Annotated in this window: 22 protein-coding genes; 5 read left to right on the top strand and 17 right to left on the bottom strand. The window is 61.6% G+C overall.

The genetic code is table 11. The features are described from left to right. Window positions 1-21: 21 nt before the first annotated feature. The 13 genes from LNV08_RS09575 to flgB all read right to left on the bottom strand — a co-directional run bounded on the left by LNV08_RS09575 (window position 22) and on the right by flgB (window position 15,358). On the bottom strand, window positions 22-3,396 hold the full coding sequence (locus LNV08_RS09575) for a PAS domain S-box protein (protein ID WP_263533462.1): 3,375 nt from the start codon (window positions 3,394-3,396) through the stop codon (window positions 22-24). A gap of 59 nt (window positions 3,397-3,455) precedes the next feature. Then, entirely contained in the window at window positions 3,456-4,637 is a 1,182-nt protein-coding gene (locus tag LNV08_RS09570; protein WP_263533461.1) for an EAL and HDOD domain-containing protein, read from the bottom strand. A gap of 47 nt (window positions 4,638-4,684) precedes the next feature. Next, a complete protein-coding gene (flgL, locus tag LNV08_RS09565; RefSeq protein WP_263533460.1) occupies window positions 4,685-5,893 on the bottom strand; it encodes a flagellar hook-associated protein FlgL in 1,209 nt (402 codons plus the stop codon). 27 nt (window positions 5,894-5,920) lie between these two features. Then, complete coding sequence (flgK, locus tag LNV08_RS09560) at window positions 5,921-7,918, bottom strand: flagellar hook-associated protein FlgK (RefSeq protein WP_263533459.1); 1,998 nt, start codon at window positions 7,916-7,918, stop codon at window positions 5,921-5,923. 25 nt (window positions 7,919-7,943) lie between these two features. Continuing rightward, window positions 7,944-8,825 (bottom strand): flagellar assembly peptidoglycan hydrolase FlgJ, encoded by an 882-nt coding sequence (flgJ, locus tag LNV08_RS09555; protein WP_263533458.1) that lies wholly within the window; start codon window positions 8,823-8,825, stop codon window positions 7,944-7,946. 1 nt (window position 8,826) lies between these two features. After that, window positions 8,827-9,966, bottom strand: coding sequence for a flagellar basal body P-ring protein FlgI (locus tag LNV08_RS09550; protein ID WP_263533457.1), 1,140 nt, complete (start codon window positions 9,964-9,966; stop codon window positions 8,827-8,829). A 43-nt stretch (window positions 9,967-10,009) separates the two neighbouring features. Continuing rightward, on the bottom strand, window positions 10,010-10,708 hold the full coding sequence (locus LNV08_RS09545) for a flagellar basal body L-ring protein FlgH (protein WP_263533456.1): 699 nt from the start codon (window positions 10,706-10,708) through the stop codon (window positions 10,010-10,012). Window positions 10,709-10,716: 8 nt separating this feature from the next. After that, on the bottom strand, window positions 10,717-11,499 hold the full coding sequence (gene flgG / locus LNV08_RS09540) for a flagellar basal-body rod protein FlgG (protein ID WP_263533455.1): 783 nt from the start codon (window positions 11,497-11,499) through the stop codon (window positions 10,717-10,719). A gap of 24 nt (window positions 11,500-11,523) precedes the next feature. Beyond that, window positions 11,524-12,249 carry a flagellar basal-body rod protein FlgF gene (gene flgF / locus LNV08_RS09535; RefSeq protein WP_263533454.1) on the bottom strand — a complete coding sequence of 242 codons (726 nt, stop codon included), beginning with the start codon at window positions 12,247-12,249 and terminating at the stop codon, window positions 11,524-11,526. Between the two features lie 148 nt (window positions 12,250-12,397). Next, on the bottom strand, window positions 12,398-13,771 hold the full coding sequence (flgE, locus tag LNV08_RS09530; protein ID WP_263533453.1) for a flagellar hook protein FlgE: 1,374 nt from the start codon (window positions 13,769-13,771) through the stop codon (window positions 12,398-12,400). Window positions 13,772-13,807: 36 nt separating this feature from the next. Next, window positions 13,808-14,467: a flagellar hook assembly protein FlgD gene (locus tag LNV08_RS09525; RefSeq protein ID WP_263533452.1), complete on the bottom strand. Its 660-nt coding sequence runs from the start codon at window positions 14,465-14,467 to the stop codon at window positions 13,808-13,810. A gap of 22 nt (window positions 14,468-14,489) precedes the next feature. Then, window positions 14,490-14,906: a flagellar basal body rod protein FlgC gene (gene flgC / locus LNV08_RS09520; RefSeq protein ID WP_263533451.1), complete on the bottom strand. Its 417-nt coding sequence runs from the start codon at window positions 14,904-14,906 to the stop codon at window positions 14,490-14,492. A gap of 38 nt (window positions 14,907-14,944) precedes the next feature. After that, on the bottom strand, window positions 14,945-15,358 hold the full coding sequence (gene flgB / locus LNV08_RS09515) for a flagellar basal body rod protein FlgB (protein WP_263533450.1): 414 nt from the start codon (window positions 15,356-15,358) through the stop codon (window positions 14,945-14,947). Window positions 15,359-15,715: 357 nt separating this feature from the next. Between flgB and flgA the strand changes: the two genes are divergently transcribed. The 3 genes from flgA to LNV08_RS09500 all read left to right on the top strand — a co-directional run bounded on the left by flgA (window position 15,716) and on the right by LNV08_RS09500 (window position 17,381). Next, window positions 15,716-16,333: a flagellar basal body P-ring formation chaperone FlgA gene (gene flgA, locus LNV08_RS09510; RefSeq protein ID WP_263533449.1), complete on the top strand. Its 618-nt coding sequence runs from the start codon at window positions 15,716-15,718 to the stop codon at window positions 16,331-16,333. A gap of 213 nt (window positions 16,334-16,546) precedes the next feature. Further along, complete coding sequence (gene flgM / locus LNV08_RS09505) at window positions 16,547-16,876, top strand: flagellar biosynthesis anti-sigma factor FlgM (RefSeq protein ID WP_263533448.1); 330 nt, start codon at window positions 16,547-16,549, stop codon at window positions 16,874-16,876. Window positions 16,877-16,979: 103 nt separating this feature from the next. Then, a complete protein-coding gene (locus LNV08_RS09500; RefSeq protein WP_263533447.1) occupies window positions 16,980-17,381 on the top strand; it encodes a hypothetical protein in 402 nt (133 codons plus the stop codon). Between the two features lie 61 nt (window positions 17,382-17,442). Here the strand turns inward: LNV08_RS09500 and LNV08_RS09495 are convergent, their stop codons facing one another. Further along, window positions 17,443-17,877, bottom strand: coding sequence for a DUF1841 family protein (locus LNV08_RS09495; RefSeq protein ID WP_263533446.1), 435 nt, complete (start codon window positions 17,875-17,877; stop codon window positions 17,443-17,445). A 129-nt stretch (window positions 17,878-18,006) separates the two neighbouring features. On the opposite strand from LNV08_RS09495, the gene LNV08_RS09490 reads away from it, so the two are divergent. Continuing rightward, window positions 18,007-18,648 (top strand): AAA family ATPase, encoded by a 642-nt coding sequence (locus LNV08_RS09490; protein ID WP_263533445.1) that lies wholly within the window; start codon window positions 18,007-18,009, stop codon window positions 18,646-18,648. Window positions 18,649-18,779: 131 nt separating this feature from the next. Next, complete coding sequence (locus LNV08_RS09485) at window positions 18,780-19,523, top strand: response regulator (protein WP_263533444.1); 744 nt, start codon at window positions 18,780-18,782, stop codon at window positions 19,521-19,523. A gap of 12 nt (window positions 19,524-19,535) precedes the next feature. On the opposite strand, the gene LNV08_RS09480 is transcribed toward LNV08_RS09485, so the two are convergent. The 3 genes from LNV08_RS09480 to metG form a co-directional block, all read right to left on the bottom strand. Next, the gene (locus LNV08_RS09480; protein WP_263533443.1) at window positions 19,536-20,420 is read right to left on the bottom strand and encodes a segregation and condensation protein A; all 885 of its coding nucleotides are present in this window, start codon (window positions 20,418-20,420) and stop codon (window positions 19,536-19,538) included. 14 nt (window positions 20,421-20,434) lie between these two features. Then, window positions 20,435-20,638, bottom strand: coding sequence for a DUF3460 family protein (locus tag LNV08_RS09475; RefSeq protein WP_263533442.1), 204 nt, complete (start codon window positions 20,636-20,638; stop codon window positions 20,435-20,437). A gap of 69 nt (window positions 20,639-20,707) precedes the next feature. Further along, window positions 20,708-22,753 (bottom strand): methionine--tRNA ligase, encoded by a 2,046-nt coding sequence (gene metG, locus LNV08_RS09470; protein WP_263533441.1) that lies wholly within the window; start codon window positions 22,751-22,753, stop codon window positions 20,708-20,710. Window positions 22,754-22,770: the final 17 nt, after the last annotated feature.

Genomic DNA, 22,770 nt, shown 5'->3' with positions numbered 1-22,770 from the left:
GCTGGCGAGTTCTTGAGGTGTTCAGGGCTCGCTCAAAAGGCTGACGCTGGGCGCCAGCAACTCCATCCGGCAGACGACAAATTCCTCGCGCTGATCCAAGGTCAGCAAGGCGCTGCGGCGCGGCAAGAGCGCGCGCACCAAGCCCAGACCCGAGACCCCGCCGGGTACTTGTGCCAGACTGAAGTCGGTGGGCAGGCGGCCTGTATTGATGATTTCGACCGCCACGCTGTTGACGCCGCAAATCAAGGTGCAGGACACCACGCTGTCTTGGCTGTGTTTGATCGCATTGGTCAGCAACTCGTTGAGCGTCAGCGCGACCGGAATCGATTCGGCCTCGGGCAGCGCCCATTGATTGGCTTGGGCTGCGCTCACGCCTTCGATATGCGTGGCAATGCTGCGCCCGGACATGCGCTGCACCGAGCCGATGATGGCGTCCATCACGCGGCGAATCCTTAGCGGCCCGGAGCCGCCCACTTGCAGGCCATAGACCTGCGCGATCGCATGCACCTGCCCGACCGCTTCGTTGATGACGCTGGCCACCTCGGGGCGGCGCGCGGCAATCTGCTGCAGCAGGCCGGCCACGCCTTGCAGATTGTTCTTGATGCGGTGATGTACTTCGCGCACCAGCAACTCACGCTGCGAGATGGCGGCCTGCAAGCGCGCTTCTTCAGCGGCCCGGTGTTCGGTCACGTCGCTGGCCACCAGCAAGAGTTGCTCTGGCGCGCCGATTTCAGCCGATTCGGAGCCTTCGCTGGTGCCGGCCAGATGCAAGAAGCGCGCATCCCAGACGCGCATTTGCTCGCCACTGCCCAGCCGGTATTCGTGCTGCGTCACGGCACTGGCCTGCAAGGCTGCCAACATATCGCGGCGAATCAGCTCGCCCTGCTCGCGGCCGAATAAATCCTCAGGGCTGGCGCCCATCAACTCGGCCTCGCTACGCCCGGCCAGTGCGGCGGCCGCCTGGTTGATCTGCTCGACCCGCAGCGTTTTGGCGTCATGCAAGCTGATGGCCAGCGGCGCGGCCTCGATGATGCGACTCAAGCTGGCCTGGGCCTGCTGGGTCTGCGCCTCGGCTTGGCGGCGCCGGTCGATGTCGAGCAAGGCATAGGTCAGCTGCCGGCCGGTGGCGCGTGCGCCGGTCACGACGGCATTGCCGACGACCCAGAACTCGCGCCCGTCGCAGGCCTTCAGGCGACACTCAAACGCTTCGGTCTGGCCTTCGGTCAACTCGTCCAGGTAATGGCTTTGCCTGAAGGGGTGGTCGGACGCGGGCGTAGCGACGACGCTCATGGGCTGGCCGGCGAATTCGCTCAGGTCGCCGCCGAACATGCGTCGCGCCGAGCGGTTCATCCATTCGATGCCGCCGCGCCCCACCGTGACGATGCCGACCAGCACCGAGTCCAGCACCGCGCGTTCACGCTCGGTCTGCAACATCAGCGATTGCTGGGCGCGCCAACGGTCATCGACATTGACATAGGTGGCGATCAAACCTTCGTCCGGCGCGCCAGGGCGCATCACCCGCTTGCTGACCTGCATCCACAGCCCGGTGCCGTCTTGACGGCGCACGCGTCGCTCGCCGCGCCACAAGCCATAGGTGTTGAGCGCGCTTTCAACGGCGTCGTTCTGGTTGTCGAAATCCAAGGTGCTGTCAAACAGCTCCTGGTGATCCAGACCGCTCAACTCATGGATGCGGTAGCCGGTCAGCTGCGCCAGCGCATCGTTGGCGCGCGTGACCCGGCCATTTCGCAAAATGGCAATGCCCACGTCTGAGAGGCTGAACATCATTTCGCGGTCTTGCACCAAGGCTTCCAGTTCGGCCTGCTGCGCCTTCAGGCGGCTGATGTCGCTGATGACTGCAATGCTTTCCTTGACCTCATCCAACTCAGGGGCCTCGCCGGGGCGCGTGACGCGGCGCAAGCTCAAAGACAACCAGCGCGGCTGCTTCTCCTCGCTGCCGACTTGCAAGAACTCCGCCTCGAAGGTCTGCTGTTCAAGCAGATTGGGCAAGGCCGCCTGCACCTGCGTGGCCAATTCGGGCAGGGCCGCAAACAGTTGGCTGACGGCCGTGCCCACGGTTTGCGGGTCGTTCAGGCCCAGCATTTGCTCGAAGCCGCGGTTGCAGCGCAGCAGTTGATCGCCGCGCAAATAGGCTAGACCCAGGCTGGCGCTGTCCATGATGGTGGTCAACTCGTGCAGCAGTTGCTCGCTGCGGTCTTCGGCCTGCGCCTGCGCCGTCACGTCCAGCGTGACCACCGAAGTGGTGCGCTGGCCCGATTTGAGCTGACCCGGCTCAACCCTGGTGAGCAGCCAGCGCCGCCCCAGCTCCGGGTGCCGCACCGCGTATCTGACTTCGATTCGGTCGCCTTTTTTGAGCGCTTTTTGCAGGCGCTCAAACTCGGGCAGGGAAGCCGACTCCACAATGTCGCGACTGATGCCTTGCAAGCTCGCCATCGGGTTGCGGGCGGCGCCCGGGGCTCCCGCAGGCGTGCGTGAGGCGCGCGGGCGCAGCCAACCAGCATCCTGCGCAAAAGTGGCCAAGCCGACGCCGGCGGTGTCCATCAAGGCATCGAGTTGCTGGTGAGCCAAGTCGCGTTCTTGCTCCACCGATCGATCTTCCAGCACAGCCAGATAGCGTTGCGGCAAGCCGCCTTGGCCCCCGTTGAAGGCTTGCACGCGGCCCTGCAGCCAATGCGTGCGGCCATTGGGGCTGTGCAAATTCGCCTGGGTGTGCAGCGTGGCTTCGGGCTCTCGCAAGGCGAGCAGTTCATCGGCCAAGCGGCCGCTCTGCCAGGCCAGCAATTGCTGGATGGCCGGGTCGGCTTCATGCAGCGTGGCCGGCAAGCGCAGGCACAGGGCCGCAAAAGCCGCATTGTTTTTCAGTAGCAGGCCTTGGGCATCGAACAGCACCATGGGCAAGGGGCAGAGCTTGAACCACTGTGCCAGCTCGGCATGTTCTCGGCTGCTCACTTCATCGCTGCAGGCTTGTTGCAGCGCCTGAGTGGACGGCGAGACGGCAGGGCTGCTCTTGGTGCGCGGCTTGTCCTCAACGCGGGCGTGCAGCAGCCAGCGCGCCGGGTCGGTCTCGTCTTGCGGCGGCAGGGCCACCAAGCTGAGCGGTGCGCGTTGCCCATTGGGGAGCTTGATGCTGGGTGCGGGCGGGCCTCTGCGGCCCTCGCTGATGGCCCGGCTGGCCAGTCGCAACCAGTCGCCCAGGCGCCCGCCGTGGCTGGTCTGCAGACCGTGCAGACCCTTGCCCGAAGTTTGGCCGGGCGGCTGCTCCAACACCGCCAAAGCGCTGGCGTTGGCCTCCAACAGGTCCAGCGATTCGCTCAACAGCATCAGCGGGTCGCTGATCAAACCAAACAGGCCGCGCAAGGCGGCCAAGTCTCGGGGCAAGAGGGAGAGCTGTTCTGACATTGGGCCCGAGTTTACGGGCCAGCCGAGCTTGGGGCTGCTCACTCCAGTTGCGCGGCCTTGCTCAAGGCCCGCAGAACGCACATATTGACTTCCTCGGCGCCCAGCATCAGCTGTTCGGCGGCACTGCGGTAGTCGTAAACCGACGCATGCTCGACGGCGCGAACCAGTTCCAGATAGGGCTGATAGGGGCCGGTCTCATCGACCAGGGCCTGGCGCACGCGCTCGGGCATAGGGATCGACTGCAAGAGCTTGCTGAAGGGCTGCTTCAGCATATGGTCCAGCAAGGAGAACAGGCCGCAGATGAACATTTCATCGCGCAGTTCGGAATCGCTCATGCCTTTGGCCAGTTCCTCCATCAACAGACCGCGCCGCAAGGCCGCGAACATGATGGGGCGCATCGCATGGTCCTTGCTGGCCGTTGTCAGCAACAAGGCCAACCAACGCTTCATGCGCGCATAACCGAGCAACATGATGGCGTGGCGGAAGGAGGCCACTTCCACCGGCAAGCCGAAGGCGGCCGAATTCAGATAGCGCAGCAGCTTGAAGGCCAGACTCGGGTCGCGCTTGAGGGTCTGCTCCAGCCGCTCGACGTCCTCGCCTTGGTCGATGCGTGACATCAATTCGACAATGACCTGCAAGTCGGCCTGGACTTCGGACTTGCCGGGCACGGCCGGGGCCTCGTACGCACCTTGCATGGGCCACCCGATGACCCCGTGCACGCCACGGGCAAAGCTCGCGTCAATGTCGGCCGCGCTGCGCAGGCCCGACTGCAGCTTGGGCAGGCCGGTGCTGTCGGTCAGGCCGCGACTCTCATCGTCCAGATCCAGCACCACATGGGTGAAGCAAGGTTTGACTTCGGCCGCCAAGGCCGTGCTCGGCAAGCCTTTCAGCAGCAGCGGGGTGGCGTGTTTTTTCAGGGCCAGAAAAAGCTCACTGTGGGCGGCGTCGCTGGCCATAAAGGCCGGCACTTCTATCATCACATTGGCCGAAGGTTCGGTGCGCAGCAGGCTCTCGAGCAGGTCTTCGCTCAAGACATTGAGGATCACCTGAGTGCCCCCGGCGGGCCAGACCTCGGCCACGGCCGCGAGCAAGTCGCTGGCCTCCAGTTTGGCGTCGGGTCGCAAGGGAATCACGGTCAAGCGGGTGGCCGTGACCATGCGTTGGCGGTCGATCAAAGGGGTATAGCCCAGCGCAACAGCGCCCAGAATCTGATGGTTCATTGAATATGGCGGGTCGGTCGGATCGGTGGAGGTGATGCGCGCAAGGCTCAGCTGATGTATTGGAACAAGGACATTTTTTGCACCATCGCATAGGTCTTCAAGGCGGTGTCGTAGCCGTTTTGCTGATTCTGGAAGTCGGAAATGCCTTGCACCATATCGAGATCCTCGGCGGCCGAGCGTTCGGCTTGGTTGTATTGCTTCAGGGCGGCCATCCGGCTTTCGGTGCCGTCCAGATTGTTCAGCCGCTCACCCAGCTGGCTGCGCACATTTTGCAGGTTAACCATCACCGCATCAATGTCGCGCACGCGACCGGAATTGGACTGCGTGATCTCGGCGCCGGCACGCAAGGGCATGCGCAGCTCGGCCACGGTTCGGTCCAGCACGTCGAAGAGTTTGAGGGAGTTGGTGGATTGGGCGAGGTCAAACTGATCCCCGTCGGCCAAGTTGCCCGAGATCGTCACCGACATGCCGTCGAAGGTGATCGCTTTGCCAGTCTGATAGGCGCCGGACTGAACCGATGCGCCAGTGTCGACGTCCAGCACGTCATAGGTGGTGGCGGGGGCCGTGCCGCTGATATTGATTTGATAGCTGTGGCCGGTCAGTGCGGCCGGATCGGACACCCGACCGGCGTCGATCCAGCCTTTGGGCTGTGCGCCCGTGATCGTGTTGGGCTTGGGGATAGTCTCGAAATTGCCATTGCCGCTGCGCGCCTGCTCGAAAGCCATGCGCCCGTCCACGGTCAAGGGGAAATTGTCGATATTGCCGGTTTGAATGCTGCCGGACATGCCGTTGAAGCGCACGCCCCCGGCCTGGTCAAGGAACGGCGGGTCGCTGGAGCCTTGGCCCGAGAAGAGAAAGCCGCCGGCGCCGTCGCCGCGGTTGGCGATGGCCAGCAACTGGTCGCGCAGACCGGCAATCTTGTTGGCCAGGCCGATGCGCTCGGAGTCGCTGTAGCTGGCGTTGCCGGCGGAGACCATGGTTTCCCGCATTTGTTGCAGCAACTCATTGGCATCGCCCAAAGCGGCCTCGCTCAAGGTGGTGCCGTTGCGGCTGGCTTCCAGCGCGCGCTGATTGGCATCCACCCGGCTGATGGTCGCCATGGCCCGTTCGGCCCGCGCTGCACCGGTGGGGTCATCGCTGGCGTTGGCGATCTTCTTGCCCGAAGTCAGCTGGGTCTGCGAATTCTGCATCTGCTGCTGACGGCGCTGCAGCGTGGCGATGCTTGTGTCGAACATATTGGCGGTGGACAAGCGCATGATGGCTATCTCCTTGACTGATCTGATTTAGCGGGCTGCAATTCTCAGCAGCTCGTCAAAAATGGATTGGGCCGCTTGCAGCACCTTGGCGGCCGCTTGATAGCCTTGCTGATACTGCATCAGGCGAGAGGCTTCTTCGTCGATATTGACGCCGGCCTGGCCGGCGCGGCTGGCCTCGGCCTCGGCCGCGACGCTGACCGACACGCCGGACAAATAGGTCGCTCCCTGCACGCGTGAGCCGATCTCGCTCATCGAGGACGCATAGGCCTCATTGATGGTGGAGCCGACGGCCAGACTGCCGTCGGGCTGCAGGCGCTGACCAATGAACTTCTCGGTCTGGATGTTCAGGAAGGCCTTGGCGTTGCCGTTATTGGTCGCCGGATATTTGGTGACCTCGATGGAAATGGTGTCATCCTTGCGCGGTACCCCGTTCAGGCTCAGCTCAAAGCCGAGATCAATCGGCGGCACGGCATTGGGCTCATTGCCGATCCGTTGACCGGCCGCCCAAGTACCGTTCAGCACCGACCCATCGGCCAGCGTCAAGGTGTACTGGAGTTTGGCCTGGTCTAGCGGGTCGGGGTCGCCAAAGGTCAAGGTCATCGGCGCCTGGGTTTTGTCCAGTTTGTCGTTGACGGCGTACATCGAATTGACCGTGGTCGAACCCTTGTTGTCGATATTGGTCGCCGCGCTCAGCGGGGAGGCTGCAGCAATGCCCGAAGTTTGATCCAAGACCCGGCGCATTTCGAGCGCGGCTTGGCCTACCGGTTCAAGAATGTAGGTGTCGCCATTGCCGGGCGCGCCGGAGGTGAAGTCCATCTTGAAGCCGTCCACCGTGTCGCCGTCAACAATACTGGTCTGGACACCGTCGCTCAAGCGCGTGAGCAAATAGGTGCCGGGTGCGCCGCTGGAGTTGGCCTGCAGCTTGTAGGCGCTGGCCTGCAACTGGCTGGAATTGGTGATGGTGAGCTTCACATCGGTGAGAAAGCGGCCCGTGCCGTCGCGGCCGTTGGTGGCCGAGGGCAGGCTGCGCGGCGCGCCGACGGCGAACAGCGGCACACCTTTGCCAGGGGGGACCGACAAGTCCATGCCCAGCGCCTGTTGACCATTGACCCGACTCGACATGGCCGCAGCCATCTGTCCCAGCAGATTGCGGGCGTCTTGCAGGTCTTTGTTCTGAAACTTGAGCAGGGCAGTCAATGAGCCGCCGGTCAGCACCGATTCGTCAAGTTCACGGCTGCCGCTGGCATCGCCAATGCTCAGGGTGCCTCGCTTGACGTCGTAAGGGTCGACGCTGACGGACAGGCGCTGCGCCTGTGCACCCAGCACCAGACTTTGCCCGCCGCCGATGAAGACGCCGACAGAGCCGTCGCTGGCCGCCAGGGTAGAGACCTGGATGTACTCGCTCAGGTTCGAGATCAGGCGGTCACGCTTGTCGAGCAGGTCATTGGGCGTGTGGCCGGTGCCAATGGCGCCGGAGATCTCGCGGTTCGCAAATGCGATCTGCTCGGCCAATTGGTTAGCCACATCGACATTGGTGCGCATATCGCTGATGACGCCGGCTTGCAATTCCCCCAGTTGTTGGCCCGCACTGGAAAAGCGCGAGGCCAGCTCGGTGGCGCGGCCCATCACGACTTGCCGCGCAGAAGGGTCAGACGGACGGCTGGTCACATCGACCATGGCACTCAAAAACTGCCCGGCGGCCGCACCCAGGCCGGTTTCGCCCGGTGGGAAGACTTTTTCCAGCTGGGAAAGCTTGTCCATGCTGGTCGAATCCATATGGGCCAATGCTTTGGAGCTGATGGCCCGCGTGGTCAGGAACTCGTTGTGCGCCCGTTCAACCGTCTGCACATTGACGCCTCGACCAAAAAAGCCGCCCCCGGTGAATTGTCCGTTAGGGGTTGTCAGGATCACCGACTGGCGTGAGTAGCCCGGTGTATTGGCATTGGCGATGTTCTGACCGACCGACTGGATGGCGGCCTGATTGGCCATCATCGCGCGAATACCGATCGAAAGCAGGGAACCCATGCTCAGTGCTCCTCAGCGCGCGGGCTCAAGCCAAGGCGCGTTGCACACGCACCGTGGTGTTGATGACGCGGGCCAGTTTTTGAGCGTACTCGGGGTCGGTCGCGTAGCCGGCTTTTTGCAGGCCGCGCGCGAAGCCTTCGGCGCCGCCGCTCTGCGCCTGCGCCACGACCTTGCTATAGCGTTCGTTGGTGCCAATCATCTTGGCGTAGTCCTTGAAGCTCTCCTCGTAGCTGGCGTAGGCGCGGAACTTGGCCATGACTTTCTGAGGCTTGCCATCGATGAATTCGGTGGTTTGCACCTCGGCCACACGGCCGGTCCAACTGGAAGTCGCCTTGATGCCGAAGACATTGAAGGAGGGCGTGCCGCCGGCACCGGTGATCTCACGCTTGCCCCAGCCCGATTCGTGGGCCGCTTGCGCCAACATAAAGCTGGCCGGAATGCCGGTCTGCGCTTCGGCGGCCTTGGCGGCGCTGTCATGCTTTTGAATAAAACTCTGCACATGCGGCGCGATGCCTTTCTGGGCCAGTGCAGGCAAGGCTTGCACAGCGGACTTCTCGGCAGTTTTGTCACCGTCTTTGCCACTGATGCCCAGTTGGCGTTGCAGGTGGCGCTCGATCGCGCCCGACAAGCCGCCGGGCAGGCCGGTCATCTTGCCGGCGAACTGGGTGTCCAGCATCTCGGTGCCCAGCTTGGTGGCCGAGTTATCCATCATTTCGGTGGACATGGTGGCGGCGCGCATGCTCTTCATCACTTCTTGCATGAAGAGTGACTCAAATTGCTTGGCGGTTTCGCGGATGCTTGACTTGGGGTCGCGTACAGCCGACCCGCGCAAGGCGTCGAGCGAGCGGAAATCATTGCCGCCGGAGGGGAGGGACGTGGTTGATAGGGAGTTGGGGGACAGTGCCATTTCAAATTACCTCCAACTCGGCGTTCAAGGCGCCCGAGCTTTTCATCGCTTGCAAAATGGCCAAGAGGTCTTGCGGCGTGGCACCCAGGGAGTTGAGTGCTTTCACCACATCGGCCAATTTGGCACCGGCCGGCAGTTGGATCAAGTTGCCGGGTTCTTGTTTGATGGCGATGTCGGTCTTTTCGCTGACCACCGTCTGCCCGCCAGACAAGGCATTGGGCTGGCTGATCACCGGTGTTGAACTGATCGTCACCGACAGGCTGCCGTGGGCCACCGCGCAGGCTGCCAAAGTCACGGCCTGGTTGATGACCACCGAGCCGGTGCGGGCGTTGATGATGATGCGGGCGGCGGGCTCGGACAGCTCGAAGCTGAGGTTCTCCATATCGGCCATGAAGTTGACGCGCTCGTCCGCATCCATCGGGGCGCGCACGCGGACCACTCGGCCGTCGAGGGCTTGAGCCACACCGGCGCCTTTGGCCTTGTTGATGGCCCGTGCAACCGCGCGTGCGGTGGTGAAGTCGATGGAGTTCAGGTCGAGCTGGATGAAGTCGCTGTTTTGCAGCGGTGTGGCCACGCTTCGCTCGACCAAGGCGCCCGCCGGGATGCGGCCGGCGCTGAGGTGATTGACCTGGACCTTGGAGCCGCCGGCTGCGGCGCCGGCGCCGGCGATGATCAGATTGCCCTGAGCCATTGCATAGACCTGACCATCGGCACCGCGCAGAGGCGTCGAAATCAAAGTACCGCCGCGCAAGCTCTTGGAGTTTCCGATCGAAGCCACGGTGATGTCGATCTGCTGGCCCGGTTGTGCAAAGGCTGGCAGTTGCGCGGTCACCATCACGGCGGCCACGTTCTTGGGCTGAATCGTCACGCCCGGCGGCAGGGTCACACCAAACTGCTGCAGCATGGCCGACAGGCTCTGGCCGGTGTAGGGGGACTGGGTGGTCTGGTCGCCGGTGCCGTCCAGGCCCACCACCAAACCGTAGCCGGTCAAGGCATTGTTGCGAACGCCCTGGACGGAGGCGACCTCTTTGATGCGGGCCGCTTGGGCCGGCTGTGACCACCCAAGCACGCTGCTGAGCAGCAGGGCCGTGATGATCGGGCCAAAGGCGCTGAAAGAGGGGGTTTTTGAGGAGGTTTGCATGATGGTCGTGAAGGGGGACTTCTACGACCGATTCTGCGCAAACTTAAATCGGAGAAAGGTTCAAAAAGAAGCGTGAGAACCAGCCTATTCCATGTATGTCGGCGGTCGCTCCGCGGCCCTTTTGTTCGATCCGAACATTGGCGACCGAGGCCGACGCAATGATGTTGCCCTGCGTGATCATGTGCGGGTCAACCTGGCCTGAGAAACGTAGAACATCGACGTTATGGTTGACGCCAATTTGTTTCTCACCGCTGATCAACAAGTGGCCGTTGGGCAGCACGGCCGTCACCACCGCGGTGATGCTGCCGGAGAAATTGTTGGAGTTCTCGTTGCTGCCTTTGCCGGCCGCGACAGTGGCCGAAGTGCCGGCGGTCGAAGCGCGCGCGAAGGCCTTGGGGCTGACGAAGGGAATGGCGGTGACCTCGCCGCTGACCGTGCCGCTCTTGTTCAAGGCGCTGGTCGAACTTTGGCTGGCGCTGATTTTCTCGACGATCTGCACGATCAAGGTGTCGCCGGCGATGCGTGCGCGGTGGTCCTCAAACAGCGGGCGGTAGCTGGCTGCCTGATAAATCGACCCGTTGCTGGGGCTGTTTTGCGGCAGCGAAGGCAGCGTCACCACCGGACCGGGCTGTAGGTCGACTTGGGGCACGGGGTAGAGCGTGCCGCAAGCGCTCAGAGCAGCGCTGAGTCCGAGTGCCAGGCTGATCTTGGCCGAGCGTCGAAAGAATCGAGTGTTAGTCATGATGCGCCTCAAATTTGTGCGAGCTTTTGCAGCATCTGGTCCGAGGTCTGTATGGCCTTGGAATTCATTTCATAGGCGCGCTGGGTTTGAATCATCGCCACCAACTCTTCCACCACATTGACGTTGGACGTCTCCACATAGCCTTGCTGCAACACGCCTAAGCCGTCCGAGCTTGGCGCGCCGTTGGTCGGCGTGCCGGAAGCGGCTGTTTCGGTGAACAGGTTTTGGCCCTTTGGGTCCAGGCCGGCCGGATTGATGAAATTGGCCAGCTGAATCTGCCCGACGGTTTGCGGTGTCGGATTGCCGGGCACAGTGATGCTGACCGTGCCATCGGTGCCTACGGTCACGCTCTGCGCATTATTGGGAATGGTGATGCCCGGCAGCAGCGTGTAGCCGTTGTTGTTGACGATCTGGCCGGCCGAGCTGAGCTGAAAGGAGCCGTCGCGGGTGTAAGCGGTGGTGCCGTCCGGCTGCTGGATCTGGAACAAGCCGCTGCCCTTGATGGCAATGTCCAGATTATTGGTGGTTTGCTGCAAATTGCCTTGACTGTAGATGCGCGCAGTCGCCACCGGACGCACGCCCAGGCCAATCTGCAAGCCCGTGGGCAGCTGCGTTTGCTCGGTCGTGTTGGCCCCGCTTTGGCGCAAGTTCTGGTACATCAAGTCCTCGAAAATGGCATGCGAACGCTTGTAGCCATTGGTCGCGACGTTGGCCAGATTCTGCGAGATGGTGTCCAGCTGCGTCTGCTGGGCTTCCATGCCGGTCTTGGAGATGTAGAGGGAGCGAATCATGATGACTGTCCTTGAATATCGACGTTAGGTGGAGCCGAGCAATTTGGCCGACTGCTGGCCCTGTGTCTGGGCAATCTGCAGCAACTTCATCTGCTGCTCAAACTGACGGGCGGCGGCAATCATGCCGACCATGGTCTCGACCGGGCTGACGTTGGAGCCTTCAAGCGCGCCGTCTTGCAGGCGTGCGTCAGCATTGGCGGTCAAGTCGCCTTCTGCGGCCCTGAACAGACCATCCGGTCCACGCGTTAGCGGCGCCTCCGGTGTCACGAGCTTGAGCTTGGCGACGGTGCTGGTCTTGCCCTTGCTGTCTTTGGCGCTGATGGTGCCGTCGGTGCCGATGGCGAGTTCGGTGTTTTGCGGCACGGTGATGGGTCCGCCGTCGCCGATCACCTGCAGGCCATTGCGCATCACCAGCAGGCCTTCGGCATTGACATCGAGAGAGCCGGCGCGGGTGTAGGCCTCGGTGCCGTCCAGGCCTTGCACGGCCAACCAGGCGTTGTCCTTCATGGCCACGTCCAGATTGCGCCCGGTCGCTTGCACCGGCCCGCCGTTGGGGTTGTAGCCGACGGTGGTTTCAAGTGCATAGGCGCGTGTGCTGGCGCCGTCGCCATTGACCGGCACTGCACGGAACGCCTGCAGCTCGGCGCGAAAGCCATTGGTCGAGACATTCGCTAGGTTGTTGGCAAGCACGTCCTGGCGCTGCATCGAGGCCTTGGCGCCGGCCATCGAGAGGTAAATCATGCGGTCCATATGGGGCCTCCAGTTTGGCCAGGCAGTGCACTTGTGGCGCACCACCGGTCTGACTGCGCTGAGCCCCTGGAACCGGCTTTGCCGGGCCAGTGGGCTCTGCCCCCTTGAGGGGGTGGCGCGAAGCGACTAAGGGGGTGGGCCATGGTTATCAACGCAGGTTGACGATGGTTTGGAGAACCTGGTCCTGCGTTTTGATGGTCTGCGCGCTGGCTTGGTAGGCGCGCTGCGCCGTCACCATATTGACGAGTTCGGCGGTGAGGTCGATATTGGATTCTTCCAGCGCGCCGGATTGAATGCGTCCCAGATTGCCGTCACCGGCCACACCCACGACCGCTTCACCCGAGGTCAAGGTGCGCGCCCAGCGATTGCCGCCCAGCGGTTGCAGGCCCTGCGGGTTGATGAAATTGGCCAATTCGACTTGACCCGCAGGCTTGGATTGACCGTTCGAGTAACGCGCCGTCACGACCCCCGTTCCCTCGACCACGATGCCGGCCAACTGGGCCGGTGCATAGCCGTTTTGGGTCAAATTCGTCACGCCAAAGCTGGAGCCGTTTTCGCTGGCACCCAGCACGTTCAGCGAGATACCGAGGATCTCCAAGCTCGACCCTGTCACTGTGGAAGTGGCCGGTATTTGCATCGCCAATTCTGTCAAGGGTGAAATCGGCTTGCCCCCTTTGGGGTCGAATTCGAGCGTGGTGTATGGTGAAATCATCCGCGCCACGGTCGGCGGGATGGCGGCCGGATCTCCCGGCGTTGTGAGGATGGGATTACCGGCCGAGTCTTTGGTGAAGAACTCACCATTGGCGGTCGCAAACACATTCCATTTGGTGGTTTCCAAGGGGTCAACCGGGTCGGTCGGCGGGTCAGCCAAGGGGCCTGTGACCGGCTGAACTTTCTGGAAGTAAAAGGTCACCGCAACGTTTTGTCCCTTGGCATCAAAGGCGGTCATCGACGTGGCGTTGTTATAGGTCTTGGCGTCTTTCAGGTTGATGCCTGGGTCTGTTGTCTTGCCTGTATAGGAAGCCCGGGAGTCAAGATTGAACTCCATCTTGACTTCGGTGGTGGGCTTGGGCGCGATGCCGGCGGTCGGCAAGCGCAAGGTCTGTGCCAAGCCCGGTTGAATGACGCCGGTGGCATCGGCCGGATAGCCCAGCAATTTGAAACCTTCGCCGTTGACGATAAAGCCTTCTTGGCTGACCTTGAATTGCCCATTGCGCGAGTAAGACACCGGACTCTTGCCGTCACCGACTTGGAAAAAACCACCGCCATTGATGGCCAGATCCATGGGGTTGTCGGTGGACGTGATATTGCCCTGCGTGAACTGCTGGGAGACCGAGCCCAGTGTCACGCCGATGCCGATAGGGCTGCCCCCGGCGCCGCTGAGCGCACCGGCATAGACCTCCTTGAATTCGGCCCGCGAAGACTTGGCGCCATAAGTGCCGGCATTGGCGATATTGTTGCCAATGACATCGAGGTTCTTGGCGGCGGAGTTGAGACCGGATAGACCTTGTTGGAAACTCATGATGGTTCCTTGTTCTGTGCTGCGTTGGGAGTGAAATCAGTCGAAAGTCTTGACGCTGCTGTAGTCAACCAGGCCAGCGTTTTGGAGCTGCAACTGCAGCTTGGCGCCGCCGGTATTCACGGCAAGGACCTTGTCAAGGCTGTAAGTGGTGTTGGATACGGGGGCTGTTCCCTTGGTGGCGGTGATGCGGAAGTTGTACTTGGCGCTCGGGTCGTTTTCGCTTGGCTGCCAGTCGAAGCTATGCCGTCCGGCCCCTTGGGCACCGAGTTGCACCGTGTCGATCACATTGCCGCCGGGGCTGAGGACTTCCAGCTTGACGGCGTCTGCGGGCGCGCTGATTTCGAACACGCCGGTGCCGACGCCTTGGTCCATCTGCAGACGATTGCCTTCGACGCTGACGTCGCGGCCGACCAGCGAAACGCTTTGTAGTGCCTGCATCTGCACGAACTGCGCTGACAGCGATTTGATGCTGGTGTCCAGATTGCTGACGCCGGTGACCGTCTGGATCTGCGCCATCTGACTGGTGACCTGCGCGTTATCCATCGGGTTCATCGGGTCCTGGTTTTTCATCTGAGCGATCAGCAGCTTCATGAAACGGTCCTGCGTTTCGGCCGCATTCTTGCTGCCTTGCGGCATCAGCGAGTCCGTGGAAGCCTTGGTGGTCGTCGTGGTGTTGGAGACAGCGCTTGCAGCCATGATGAGCTTTCTGATTCAGTCCTCAGGACTGACCGAGTTGCAGGGTTTTGAGCAAGAGGCTTTTTGCCGTGCTCATCACTTCGATATTGTTTTGATAAGAGCGCGAGGCCGAAATCATGTTGACCATCTCTTCGACCGTGTTGACATTGCTATAGGTCACATAGCCTTCGGCATCGGCCTTGGGGTGTTTGGGGTCATGCACGCGCCGACCCGGTGTTTGGTCTTCGCTGATGGTGCTGACGCGCACGCCGGCGCTGGCCGGGTCATTGCCCGCACCCATCAAGGCGGTCTGAAACACCACTTGACGTGCTTTGTAGGCCTGGCCGTCAGGGCCCGCCACGGTTTCGGCATTGGCCAGGTTGCTGGCCACCACATTGAGGCGCTGGCTTTGGGCGCTGACCGCGCTGCCGGCGACATTGAAGATTTGGAACATTGACATCGAGGACTCCTGTTCTCAAGTAAGCAGATCAGGCGGCGTTATGCCGAGTTATGCGACTTCATCGCATCCAGCGCGGTGCGCACCGAGCCACTGATGAAGCGCAGCGTCGCTTCGTACTTCACGGAGTTGTCGGCGAAGTTGGCGCGTTCGCGGTCCATGTCGACGGTGTTGCTGTCCAAATTGGTTTGTGCCGCCGTGGAGTACAGCTTTTGCGACTCGCTGCGCGCACCGGCCGGCGGCGCCATATGGCCGCTTTGCGTCGTCCGCAGCGCGCCCGGTTGGGCATTCTCGGAACTTGCCTCGCGCAGAGCTCGGGCGAAATCCATGTCTTTGGCCTGGAAGCCCGGCGTATCGGCGTTGGCGATATTGCTGGCCAGCAGACGCTGCCGCTCCGACCGCAGGGTCAGGGCCTGGGTCTGGAAGTTCAGGGCATCGGTAATTCGGTTCAGCATGATCGGCTCCTAGGGGTCGCGGCCGGCACAAGTAGAGGCTTGTGCCCTGCATTCCTCGATTTGGCCGCGGGCCGAAAAGGGGGAATAGGCGATGTGAACGGATTGTGTTGGTGGCCCTTTGAAAACATTAGCGAAATAAGCAGGCGCTTTGCTGTGCATATCGCGGCAAGGTCAGGGCAGGGTGAGGTCTAAAGTCCAAACATGTTCAAGCTTCGCCCAACCCCCCTCCAATTGCGAGCCCACCGTGTGGCCCGCATGCTGGGTCGGTGCAGGCGCTTTTTGTTGGGCTTGGCTGTCTGCTCCTCAACTGGCATGGCCCAGGACATGCGTGGCCTGAGTACTGAGCTGAGCACCGAATTGAGCGCGCAGGTGCAACAAATCGCTCAAGCGGGCGCCCGGGCAGGCATGCCGGCGCAGGCTCGAGTCGATGTACAAGTCGGCCGGCTGGATCCGCGGTTGAAACTTGCACCCTGTCAGCAGGTGCAAGCCTATTTGCCACCCGGCCTGCCCATGTGGGGCCGCACGCGTATTGGCATCCGCTGCCTAGACGGGACGGTGCGCTGGAATGTCAGTCTGCCGGTGACGGTCAAGGTCTATGCGCGCGCCTTGGTTGCCGCCGACGCCTTGCCGGCCGGGGCTGTGCTGACTCAAGCTCTGCTTGGTTCAGCCGAAATAGATATAGCGGCCGAGGCGGGGGCGGTATTTTCGGATGCCACCAGCCTGGTCGGACGTACGCTCCTCCGTCCCTTGGCGGCCGGGGAAGCCGTACGCAGCAACAGTTTGAAGGTGCGTCAGTGGTTTGCCGCTGGGGACACCGTGATGGTGCGGGCCGTGGGCTCGGGCTTTGCGGTGGCCAGAGAAGGGCAAGCCATGACGGCGGGACTGGAAGGACAGAGCGTCAAGGTTCGTTTTGAAAATGGCCGGATCATTTCCGGCCGGGTGGTTGGTGAACGTCATGTGGAGATGCTGCTATGAGCACCGCAATCCCGCTACGTTGGCCGGCCGCTTGGCAGTCTCGTCGCCATGGCTTGGCCGCCATGACGCAGGGGTGTTATTTTGTCGAATGTTCTAAAGTATTCTTTGCCCGCGTCGATATACCGAAAAAGCCGCTCAGTTTCGAGAGAATCTGCGCTTGCTTGATCAAAACCTGGAAAGGCTTGGGCGTTTGCCAAGTCTGTGGAGAGCACCATGAAGATCGGTAACAGTCCTGAACTCTCGTCAACCCCGGTGGGGGTAGACAAACCCGCTGCGGCCCAAACGGGGCGGACAGCGGCCAATGGCGGCGGCGCTCCGGTCGGAGGCAAGAAAACGCCCGAGGCGAGTGCCAAGCTGGAGTTGTCCACCAACGCGACACAGCTTTTGCAAGGTGTGCCCGATGACGGCAGCTTTGACGCGGCCAAGGTCGGACGCATTTCTCAGGCGATCACGGAAGGGAAATTCACCGTGAATGCCAATGTGATTGCGGAAAAATTGATCGCCAATGCGCAAGAAATGCTTGGGCGAATGACGCCGCATTGAAGCCAGGCCGTGGTGCAAGCCGCGGCACATGGGTTGACTCGAATTTCTCTTTGACCTGAACGCTGGATCAGCGCGTTCTCAACGCCTTATGGCGGGGACTGTCATGCAAGCTTTGCCCACCTCAGACTCAAACGCCGCGGCGGTCAGCCAGCAGCTTGAACAGCCCTTGTTGGAGGTGGAGAGCTGCTTGAATTTGCTGGGCGACGCCTTGCTGCGCCGCGACACCGGCGCGATCGAACAATATGCAGCCAAGCTGCACCAGGCCCTGGCGCAAGCAATTTCGTGCTTCAGTGACGCGGCCCGCAGTGGCTCGGTGCCGCCTAATTTGCGCCATCGTTTGGCGCTGGCAGGTGGTCGTGTGGCGGCTCAGCGCGAGTCACTGGCTCGCGCCACGGCAGCGTTGGACCGAGCCATTGATGTGTTGATGCCGGGTGAAAGCACCGGCCTGTATTCGGCCTCGGGCAAGAGCGAACGCAAAGCCTTGGGAGGTTCCATCCAGGTCTGATGAGACTTGAATGGGCGCCAAACAAGAGCGCGGGAACACGCTTCCGATTCAAAAAGCCACGCTAGCGACGCGTGGCTTTTTTGCTGACGCAGTCCAGATATTGATGACCATCTGGGGGCAAGCCACTGCGCTGCGAGGCCCAAATCATTTCCCCCAAGCATTCCATTGCCGCGTGATGCGCTTCATGCAAAGAGTTGCGTCTGGCGGCGAGTAATTGGATTGCCTGCGCGATGCCGTGGGGCTGATCGATCGACTGCTGCTCACTGATGGTCAGATGCATCGACAGGTGCAAAAAGGGGTTGGTGCGGCCGTCCTCGACGCTGTAGACAGCCGCCAAGGCGGCGTCCTCATCGGCCAGCTCGGCATGGTATTCGGGATGCTGCTCTATCCATTCGGCCGCGATCGCCTCCATCGGAATCAGGGGCAACTGCTCGCGCAGCTTGCGATAAGTGGCGCAAAAAAAACGTCGAACGTCGAGTTGGGAGGGGGCAAACATGGGGCTATTGTCGCAGCATGCGCTGTGCGTCTGTGCCCAGTCCAGCTCGTCATGCCGCATGAATCACCAGTGCCGAGCGCGCGGGCGGCTAACATTGCCGGCCTGAATCGGAAGCTAGGAGTACTTGTCATGCCTGTGATCTTGATCGCCAATCCCAAGGGCGGTGTGGGTAAAAGCACGGTCGCCACCAACACGGCCGGGTATTTGGCGCGGCGCGGTCATGCGGTGATGTTGGGTGATGTGGATAAGCAGCAGTCGGCGCGCCGCTGGCTGGCGCTTCGCTCGGCCGATTTGCCCACTATCCAGGGCTGGGACTTCGACGGCGAGCAAACTGTCAAACCTCCCAAGGGCGTCAGCCATGTGGTGATGGACAGTCCCGCGGGCCTAAGCGGCAAAAAGCTGCGCGCGCTCTATAAGCTGGCGGACAAGATTTTGATCCCCTTGCAGCCGAGCTTGTTTGATATCCAGGCTACCTACGATTTTGTGAACAGGCTGCAGGAGCTGCGTGCCGAAAGCGCTGGGGCGGACCGACATCCGCAACTCGCCATCGTCGGCATGCGCGCCAAGGAAGGCACTTTGTCGGTACAACAGTTGCAAGATTTTTTGCCCGAGCTGGCGGTGCCGGTGTTGGGCCTGCTGCGTGACACACAAAACTATGTGCAGTTGGCGGCGCGTGGGCTGACGATCTGGGACGTCGCGCCCAGCCGCGTCGAGCGTGATCTGCAGCAATGGCAGGCTTTGACTGCTTGGCTGGAGGGCGCTTCTGCCTGAGTTGACGAGCGCCCCATCTCACTCAAGATCAGCTCAAATCACACAAGAGGGCGAGGCCCAAAGTGAGCGGCCTGACCTATCATTTGCACCCATATGAATACACAGACACAAAGCCAGCAAAAGGGGAGAGCATGAAGGTCTTGCTCATTGATGATCACCCCTTGATCTTGTCGGCGCTGAAGACCGTCATTGAGGGACTGGACGAAAGCGTCGAGGTGATAGGCGCGGACAGCGCCGCCGCCGCAAGGCTGGAGCTCGGCAAGCACGCAGATTTTGATTTGGTGTTGCTGGATTTGCAGTTGGGGGACGCCAGTGGCTTTGACGTGCTGGATGAATTCCGGGCCGCCTATCCGGCCCTGCCCGTGGTGGTTATTTCGGCCTCGGACCGTGCCAGCGATGTGATTCGCGCCATCGACCAAGGCGCCATGGGTTTTGTGCCCAAACGCGCCGGCACCGAGCTGCTTTCCCAGGCGCTGAAATTGGTGATGGCCGGCGGTATTTATGTGCCACCGATGAATTTGGGAGCCGAGCCCAGTGTTGCGGCTAGCGGCAAAGCGGGCAGCACGCAAGCCAAGCTGGCGCAAATTCAGCAGCAGGCGATGGCCTCGAATTACCAGGCGTCAACCGGGCTTGAAAGCCTGGCCCTGACGCCTCGCCAGACCGATGTGTTGGCACTGCTGTTACAGGGCAAGCCCAATAAAATCATTGCGCGCGAATTGGGCATTACCGTTGAAACGGTCAAAGATCATGTCGCTGCCGTGTTGAAAGCCCTTGGTGTGGGATCGCGCACCCAGGCGGTGCTGGCGGTAGGTCAAATGGTTCAGCACCAACCCGAAACCATGTTCTCCACCTGGCGTGGTGGCACCGCGTCTTGAGGGGGCGGGCTTTCAACTAGGGCTGTAGGCCAGCCGCACATAGATGGGCGCAAAGGCCTCGGCCTGGGTAATTTCCAGCAGGCGCTCACGTGCCAATTCCAGCATTGCAATGAAGGTCACCACCAGCACCGCCTGGCCGCGGCTGACGTCGAACAGGTGTTCGAATTCCAGAAACTTCTGACCCTGCAGGCGGCGCAGCACGATGCTCATATGCTCGCGAACAGACAGCTGCTCGCGGGTAATTTTGTGATGTTGGTTGAGCTTGGCACGGCGCAAGATATCGGCCCAGGCATCGCGCAAATCATTGGCGTTGACGTCCGGGAAGCGCGGCTGCAGCGACTGTTCAATATGCACTTGCGCGAGCTGAAAATCGCGCCCGGCCACCGGCAATGCGCCCAAGCGGGCAGCAGCCAGCTTGATCTGCTCATACTCCAGCAAGCGTCGCACCAACTCGGCCCGGGGGTCTTCCGGCTCTGAGCCGTCGTCGGTCTTTTTGGGCGGCAGCAACATGCGAGACTTGATCTCGATCAGCATCGCCGCCATCAGCAAATACTCGCTCGCCAACTCCAGATTGTGCTTGCGCAACTGGTCGACATAGCTCAGATATTGCCGCGTCACATCGGCCATCGGGATGTCCAGAATATTGAAATTCTGGCGCCGAATCAGGTAGATCAGCAGATCCAGCGGGCCCTGGAACGCTTCTAGAAACACCTCCAGCGCGTCCGGCGGGATGTACAGATCCAGCGGCATCTGGAACAGGGGCTCGCCGTACAGTCGCGCGACGGCCACGCTGTCCACCGTCTCGGGCAAGCCGGTCAAGGCGGGCGCCAAGGGGTCGAGCTCGGGCAAGCTCAGCAGGGCTGCATGGGCTGCCGTGCTGTCGGGGGCGGCGCTCATTCGCCGGACAACACTTACTTGGCGCTGGTCTGGTAGACGTAGGCCTGTTGTGCGACCCGCGCGGCGCGGAAGTCCGCTTGCTCGGCGCGGTCCACCTGCTTTTCCCACAGCAGCGCACGACCGGCGCGCTGTTCTTGCTCCAGCGTTGGCTTCTTGGCCTTCAATTCATCGATGAAGCTGCTGACTTCGGACTTGTAGGGTTTCCAGAACAATGGCATGGCGGTGGCTCAAAAGCGTTAGTGGTTGTTGGGAGTTTAGCCTTGCGAAGGCTTGGCCAGCCGTGCGCCTTAGCGCACACGCATACCGGGTTGCGCGCCAGGGAAGGGCTCCAGCACAAAGATGCCGGGGTTGACCTTCTCGTCGGCATGCGATGCGGCCAGCACCATGCCTTCGCTGATGCCGAACTTCATCTTGCGCGGCGCCAGATTGGCCACCAGCACGGTCAGCTTGCCTTCCAACTGCTCGGGCTTGTAGGCACTCTTGATGCCGCTGAAGACATTTCTCATGCGGCCTTCGCCGGCGTCCAACGTCAGGCGCAGCAACTTGTCCGAACCCTCCACATGCTCGGCCTTGACGATTTTGGCTATGCGCAGATCGACCTTGGAGAAATCATCGATCTTGATCTCGGGTGCGAGTTCCTCACCACCTGGCACGACCTTGGGCGCTTCGGGCGCCTCAAACAAGGCGTCCAGCAACTTGGCATCGACGCGCTGCATCAGGTGCTGATAGCTGCCGATCTGGTGCGGGCCCATCGCACGCGCCGCGTCGGCGAACTGCAAGGGCTCGATGCGCAGAAAGGCCTCGACCTTGGCCGCCAGTTCCGGCAAGACCGGCTTCAAGTAAATCGTCAGCAGGCGGAAGGCCTCGATGCAGACGCTGCAGACATCGTGCAGCACCGCGTCCATGCCTTCTTTCTTGGCCAAATCCCAAGGCTTGTTCTGGTCCACATACTCGTTGACCCGGTCGGCCAGCAACATGATCTCGCGCAGTGCCTTGCCGAACTCGCGTTCCTCGTACAACTCGGCGATCGTATCGGCTTGAGCGCGCAGGCCGTCCAGCAGCGTGCGGCCCTCGACGCCGAGGTCGCCCGACAGATGCCCGTCAAAACGCTTGGCCAGGAAGCCGGCCGCGCGGCTGGCGATATTGATGTACTTGCCGACCAGATCGCTGTTGATGCGGGCGCAGAAATCTTCCGGGTTGAAGTCGATGTCCTCGACCTTGGCGTTCAGCTTGGCCGCGATGTAGTAGCGCAGCCATTCGGCGTTCAAGCCCAAGCCCAGATATTTCAAGGGGTCGAGGCCGGTGCCGCGGCTCTTGCTCATCTTCTCGCCGTTGTTGACGGTCATGAAGCCATGGACATAGACATGGTTGGGCGTTTTGCGGCCGCTGAAATGCAGCATCGCGGGCCAGAACAGCGTGTGGAAATAGGTGATGTCTTTACCGATGAAGTGGATCTGCTCCACCGTCTCGTCGGCCATATAGGCGTCAAAGTCGCCACCGGTCTTGGCGAAATAGTTTTTCAGCGAGGCCAGATAGCCGATCGGCGCGTCCAGCCAGACGTAGAAATACTTGCCCGGAGCGTCCGGAATCTCGATGCCGAAGTAGGGGGCATCACGGCTGATGTCCCAGTCGCCCAGGCCGCCTTTGCCCTCTTCATCTTTGGCAAACCATTCCTTGATCTTGTTGAAGACCTCGGGCTGCAAGCGGCCCGGGGTTTGCGTCCACTCTTCCAGGAAGGCGACGCAGCGTGGGTCGCTGAGCTTGAAGAAGTAATGCTCGGAGCTCTTCATCACCGGCGTCGCACCGGACAGTACCGAGAACGGGTTCTTCACCTCGGTCGGCGTGTAGACCGCGCCGCAGACCTCACAGGAGTCGCCGTACTGATCCTTGGCGCCGCATTTCGGGCATTCGCCCTTGATGAAGCGGTCGGGCAGAAACATCTGCTTCTCGGGGTCGAAGAACTGATCGATGGTCTTCACATCGATCAATTCGTTGCGACGCAGCGCGCGGTAGACGTCGCGGCTCAGCTCGTGATTCTCCGGCCCGTCGGTCGAGTGCCAGTTGTCGAAGCTGATGTGAAAGCCGTCGATATAGGTCTTGCGGCCCGCGGCGATATTGGCGACGAAGGCTTGTGGCGTGATGCCGGCTTTTTCGGCCGCGATCATGATGGGTGCGCCATGCGCGTCGTCGGCGCAAACAAAATTCACTTGCTGGCCGCGCATGCGCTGGAAACGAACCCAGATATCGGCCTGGGTCCACTCCATGATGTGGCCAATATGGCAGTTGCCGTTGGCGTAGGGCAGGGCGGTCGTGACGAAGAGCTTACGGGTCATGGTGTCTTTGCGGTCCC

The organism is Paucibacter sp. TC2R-5, assembly GCF_025717605.1.
GTDB lineage: Bacteria > Pseudomonadota > Gammaproteobacteria > Burkholderiales > Burkholderiaceae_C > Paucibacter_A > Paucibacter_A albus.
This window is presented reverse-complemented; position numbering and strand designations above follow the sequence as displayed.

Bases quoted from the DNA above. Each gene is read 5' to 3' on its own strand.
- LNV08_RS09545 (WP_263533456.1), bottom strand. From the start codon at position 10,708: ATGACTAACACTCGATTCTTTCGACGCTCGGCCAAGATCAGCCTGGCA.
- flgG (WP_263533455.1), bottom strand. From the start codon at position 11,499: ATGATTCGCTCCCTCTACATCTCCAAGACCGGCATGGAAGCCCAGCAG.
- LNV08_RS09570 (WP_263533461.1), bottom strand. From the start codon at position 4,637: ATGAACCATCAGATTCTGGGCGCTGTTGCGCTGGGCTATACCCCTTTG.
- LNV08_RS09550 (WP_263533457.1), bottom strand. From the start codon at position 9,966: ATGCAAACCTCCTCAAAAACCCCCTCTTTCAGCGCCTTTGGCCCGATC.
- flgL (WP_263533460.1), bottom strand. From the start codon at position 5,893: ATGCGCTTGTCCACCGCCAATATGTTCGACACAAGCATCGCCACGCTG.
- LNV08_RS09485 (WP_263533444.1), top strand. From the start codon at position 18,780: ATGAAGGTCTTGCTCATTGATGATCACCCCTTGATCTTGTCGGCGCTG.
- LNV08_RS09500 (WP_263533447.1), top strand. From the start codon at position 16,980: ATGCAAGCTTTGCCCACCTCAGACTCAAACGCCGCGGCGGTCAGCCAG.
- flgF (WP_263533454.1), bottom strand. From the start codon at position 12,249: ATGGACCGCATGATTTACCTCTCGATGGCCGGCGCCAAGGCCTCGATG.
- flgK (WP_263533459.1), bottom strand. From the start codon at position 7,918: ATGGGTTCCCTGCTTTCGATCGGTATTCGCGCGATGATGGCCAATCAG.
- LNV08_RS09490 (WP_263533445.1), top strand. From the start codon at position 18,007: ATGCCTGTGATCTTGATCGCCAATCCCAAGGGCGGTGTGGGTAAAAGC.
- flgM (WP_263533448.1), top strand. From the start codon at position 16,547: ATGAAGATCGGTAACAGTCCTGAACTCTCGTCAACCCCGGTGGGGGTA.
- metG (WP_263533441.1), bottom strand. From the start codon at position 22,753: ATGACCCGTAAGCTCTTCGTCACGACCGCCCTGCCCTACGCCAACGGC.
- flgJ (WP_263533458.1), bottom strand. From the start codon at position 8,825: ATGGCACTGTCCCCCAACTCCCTATCAACCACGTCCCTCCCCTCCGGC.
- LNV08_RS09475 (WP_263533442.1), bottom strand. From the start codon at position 20,638: ATGCCATTGTTCTGGAAACCCTACAAGTCCGAAGTCAGCAGCTTCATC.
- flgB (WP_263533450.1), bottom strand. From the start codon at position 15,358: ATGCTGAACCGAATTACCGATGCCCTGAACTTCCAGACCCAGGCCCTG.
- flgE (WP_263533453.1), bottom strand. From the start codon at position 13,771: ATGAGTTTCCAACAAGGTCTATCCGGTCTCAACTCCGCCGCCAAGAAC.
- LNV08_RS09525 (WP_263533452.1), bottom strand. From the start codon at position 14,467: ATGGCTGCAAGCGCTGTCTCCAACACCACGACGACCACCAAGGCTTCC.
- flgC (WP_263533451.1), bottom strand. From the start codon at position 14,906: ATGTCAATGTTCCAAATCTTCAATGTCGCCGGCAGCGCGGTCAGCGCC.
- LNV08_RS09495 (WP_263533446.1), bottom strand. From the start codon at position 17,877: ATGTTTGCCCCCTCCCAACTCGACGTTCGACGTTTTTTTTGCGCCACT.
- LNV08_RS09480 (WP_263533443.1), bottom strand. From the start codon at position 20,420: ATGAGCGCCGCCCCCGACAGCACGGCAGCCCATGCAGCCCTGCTGAGC.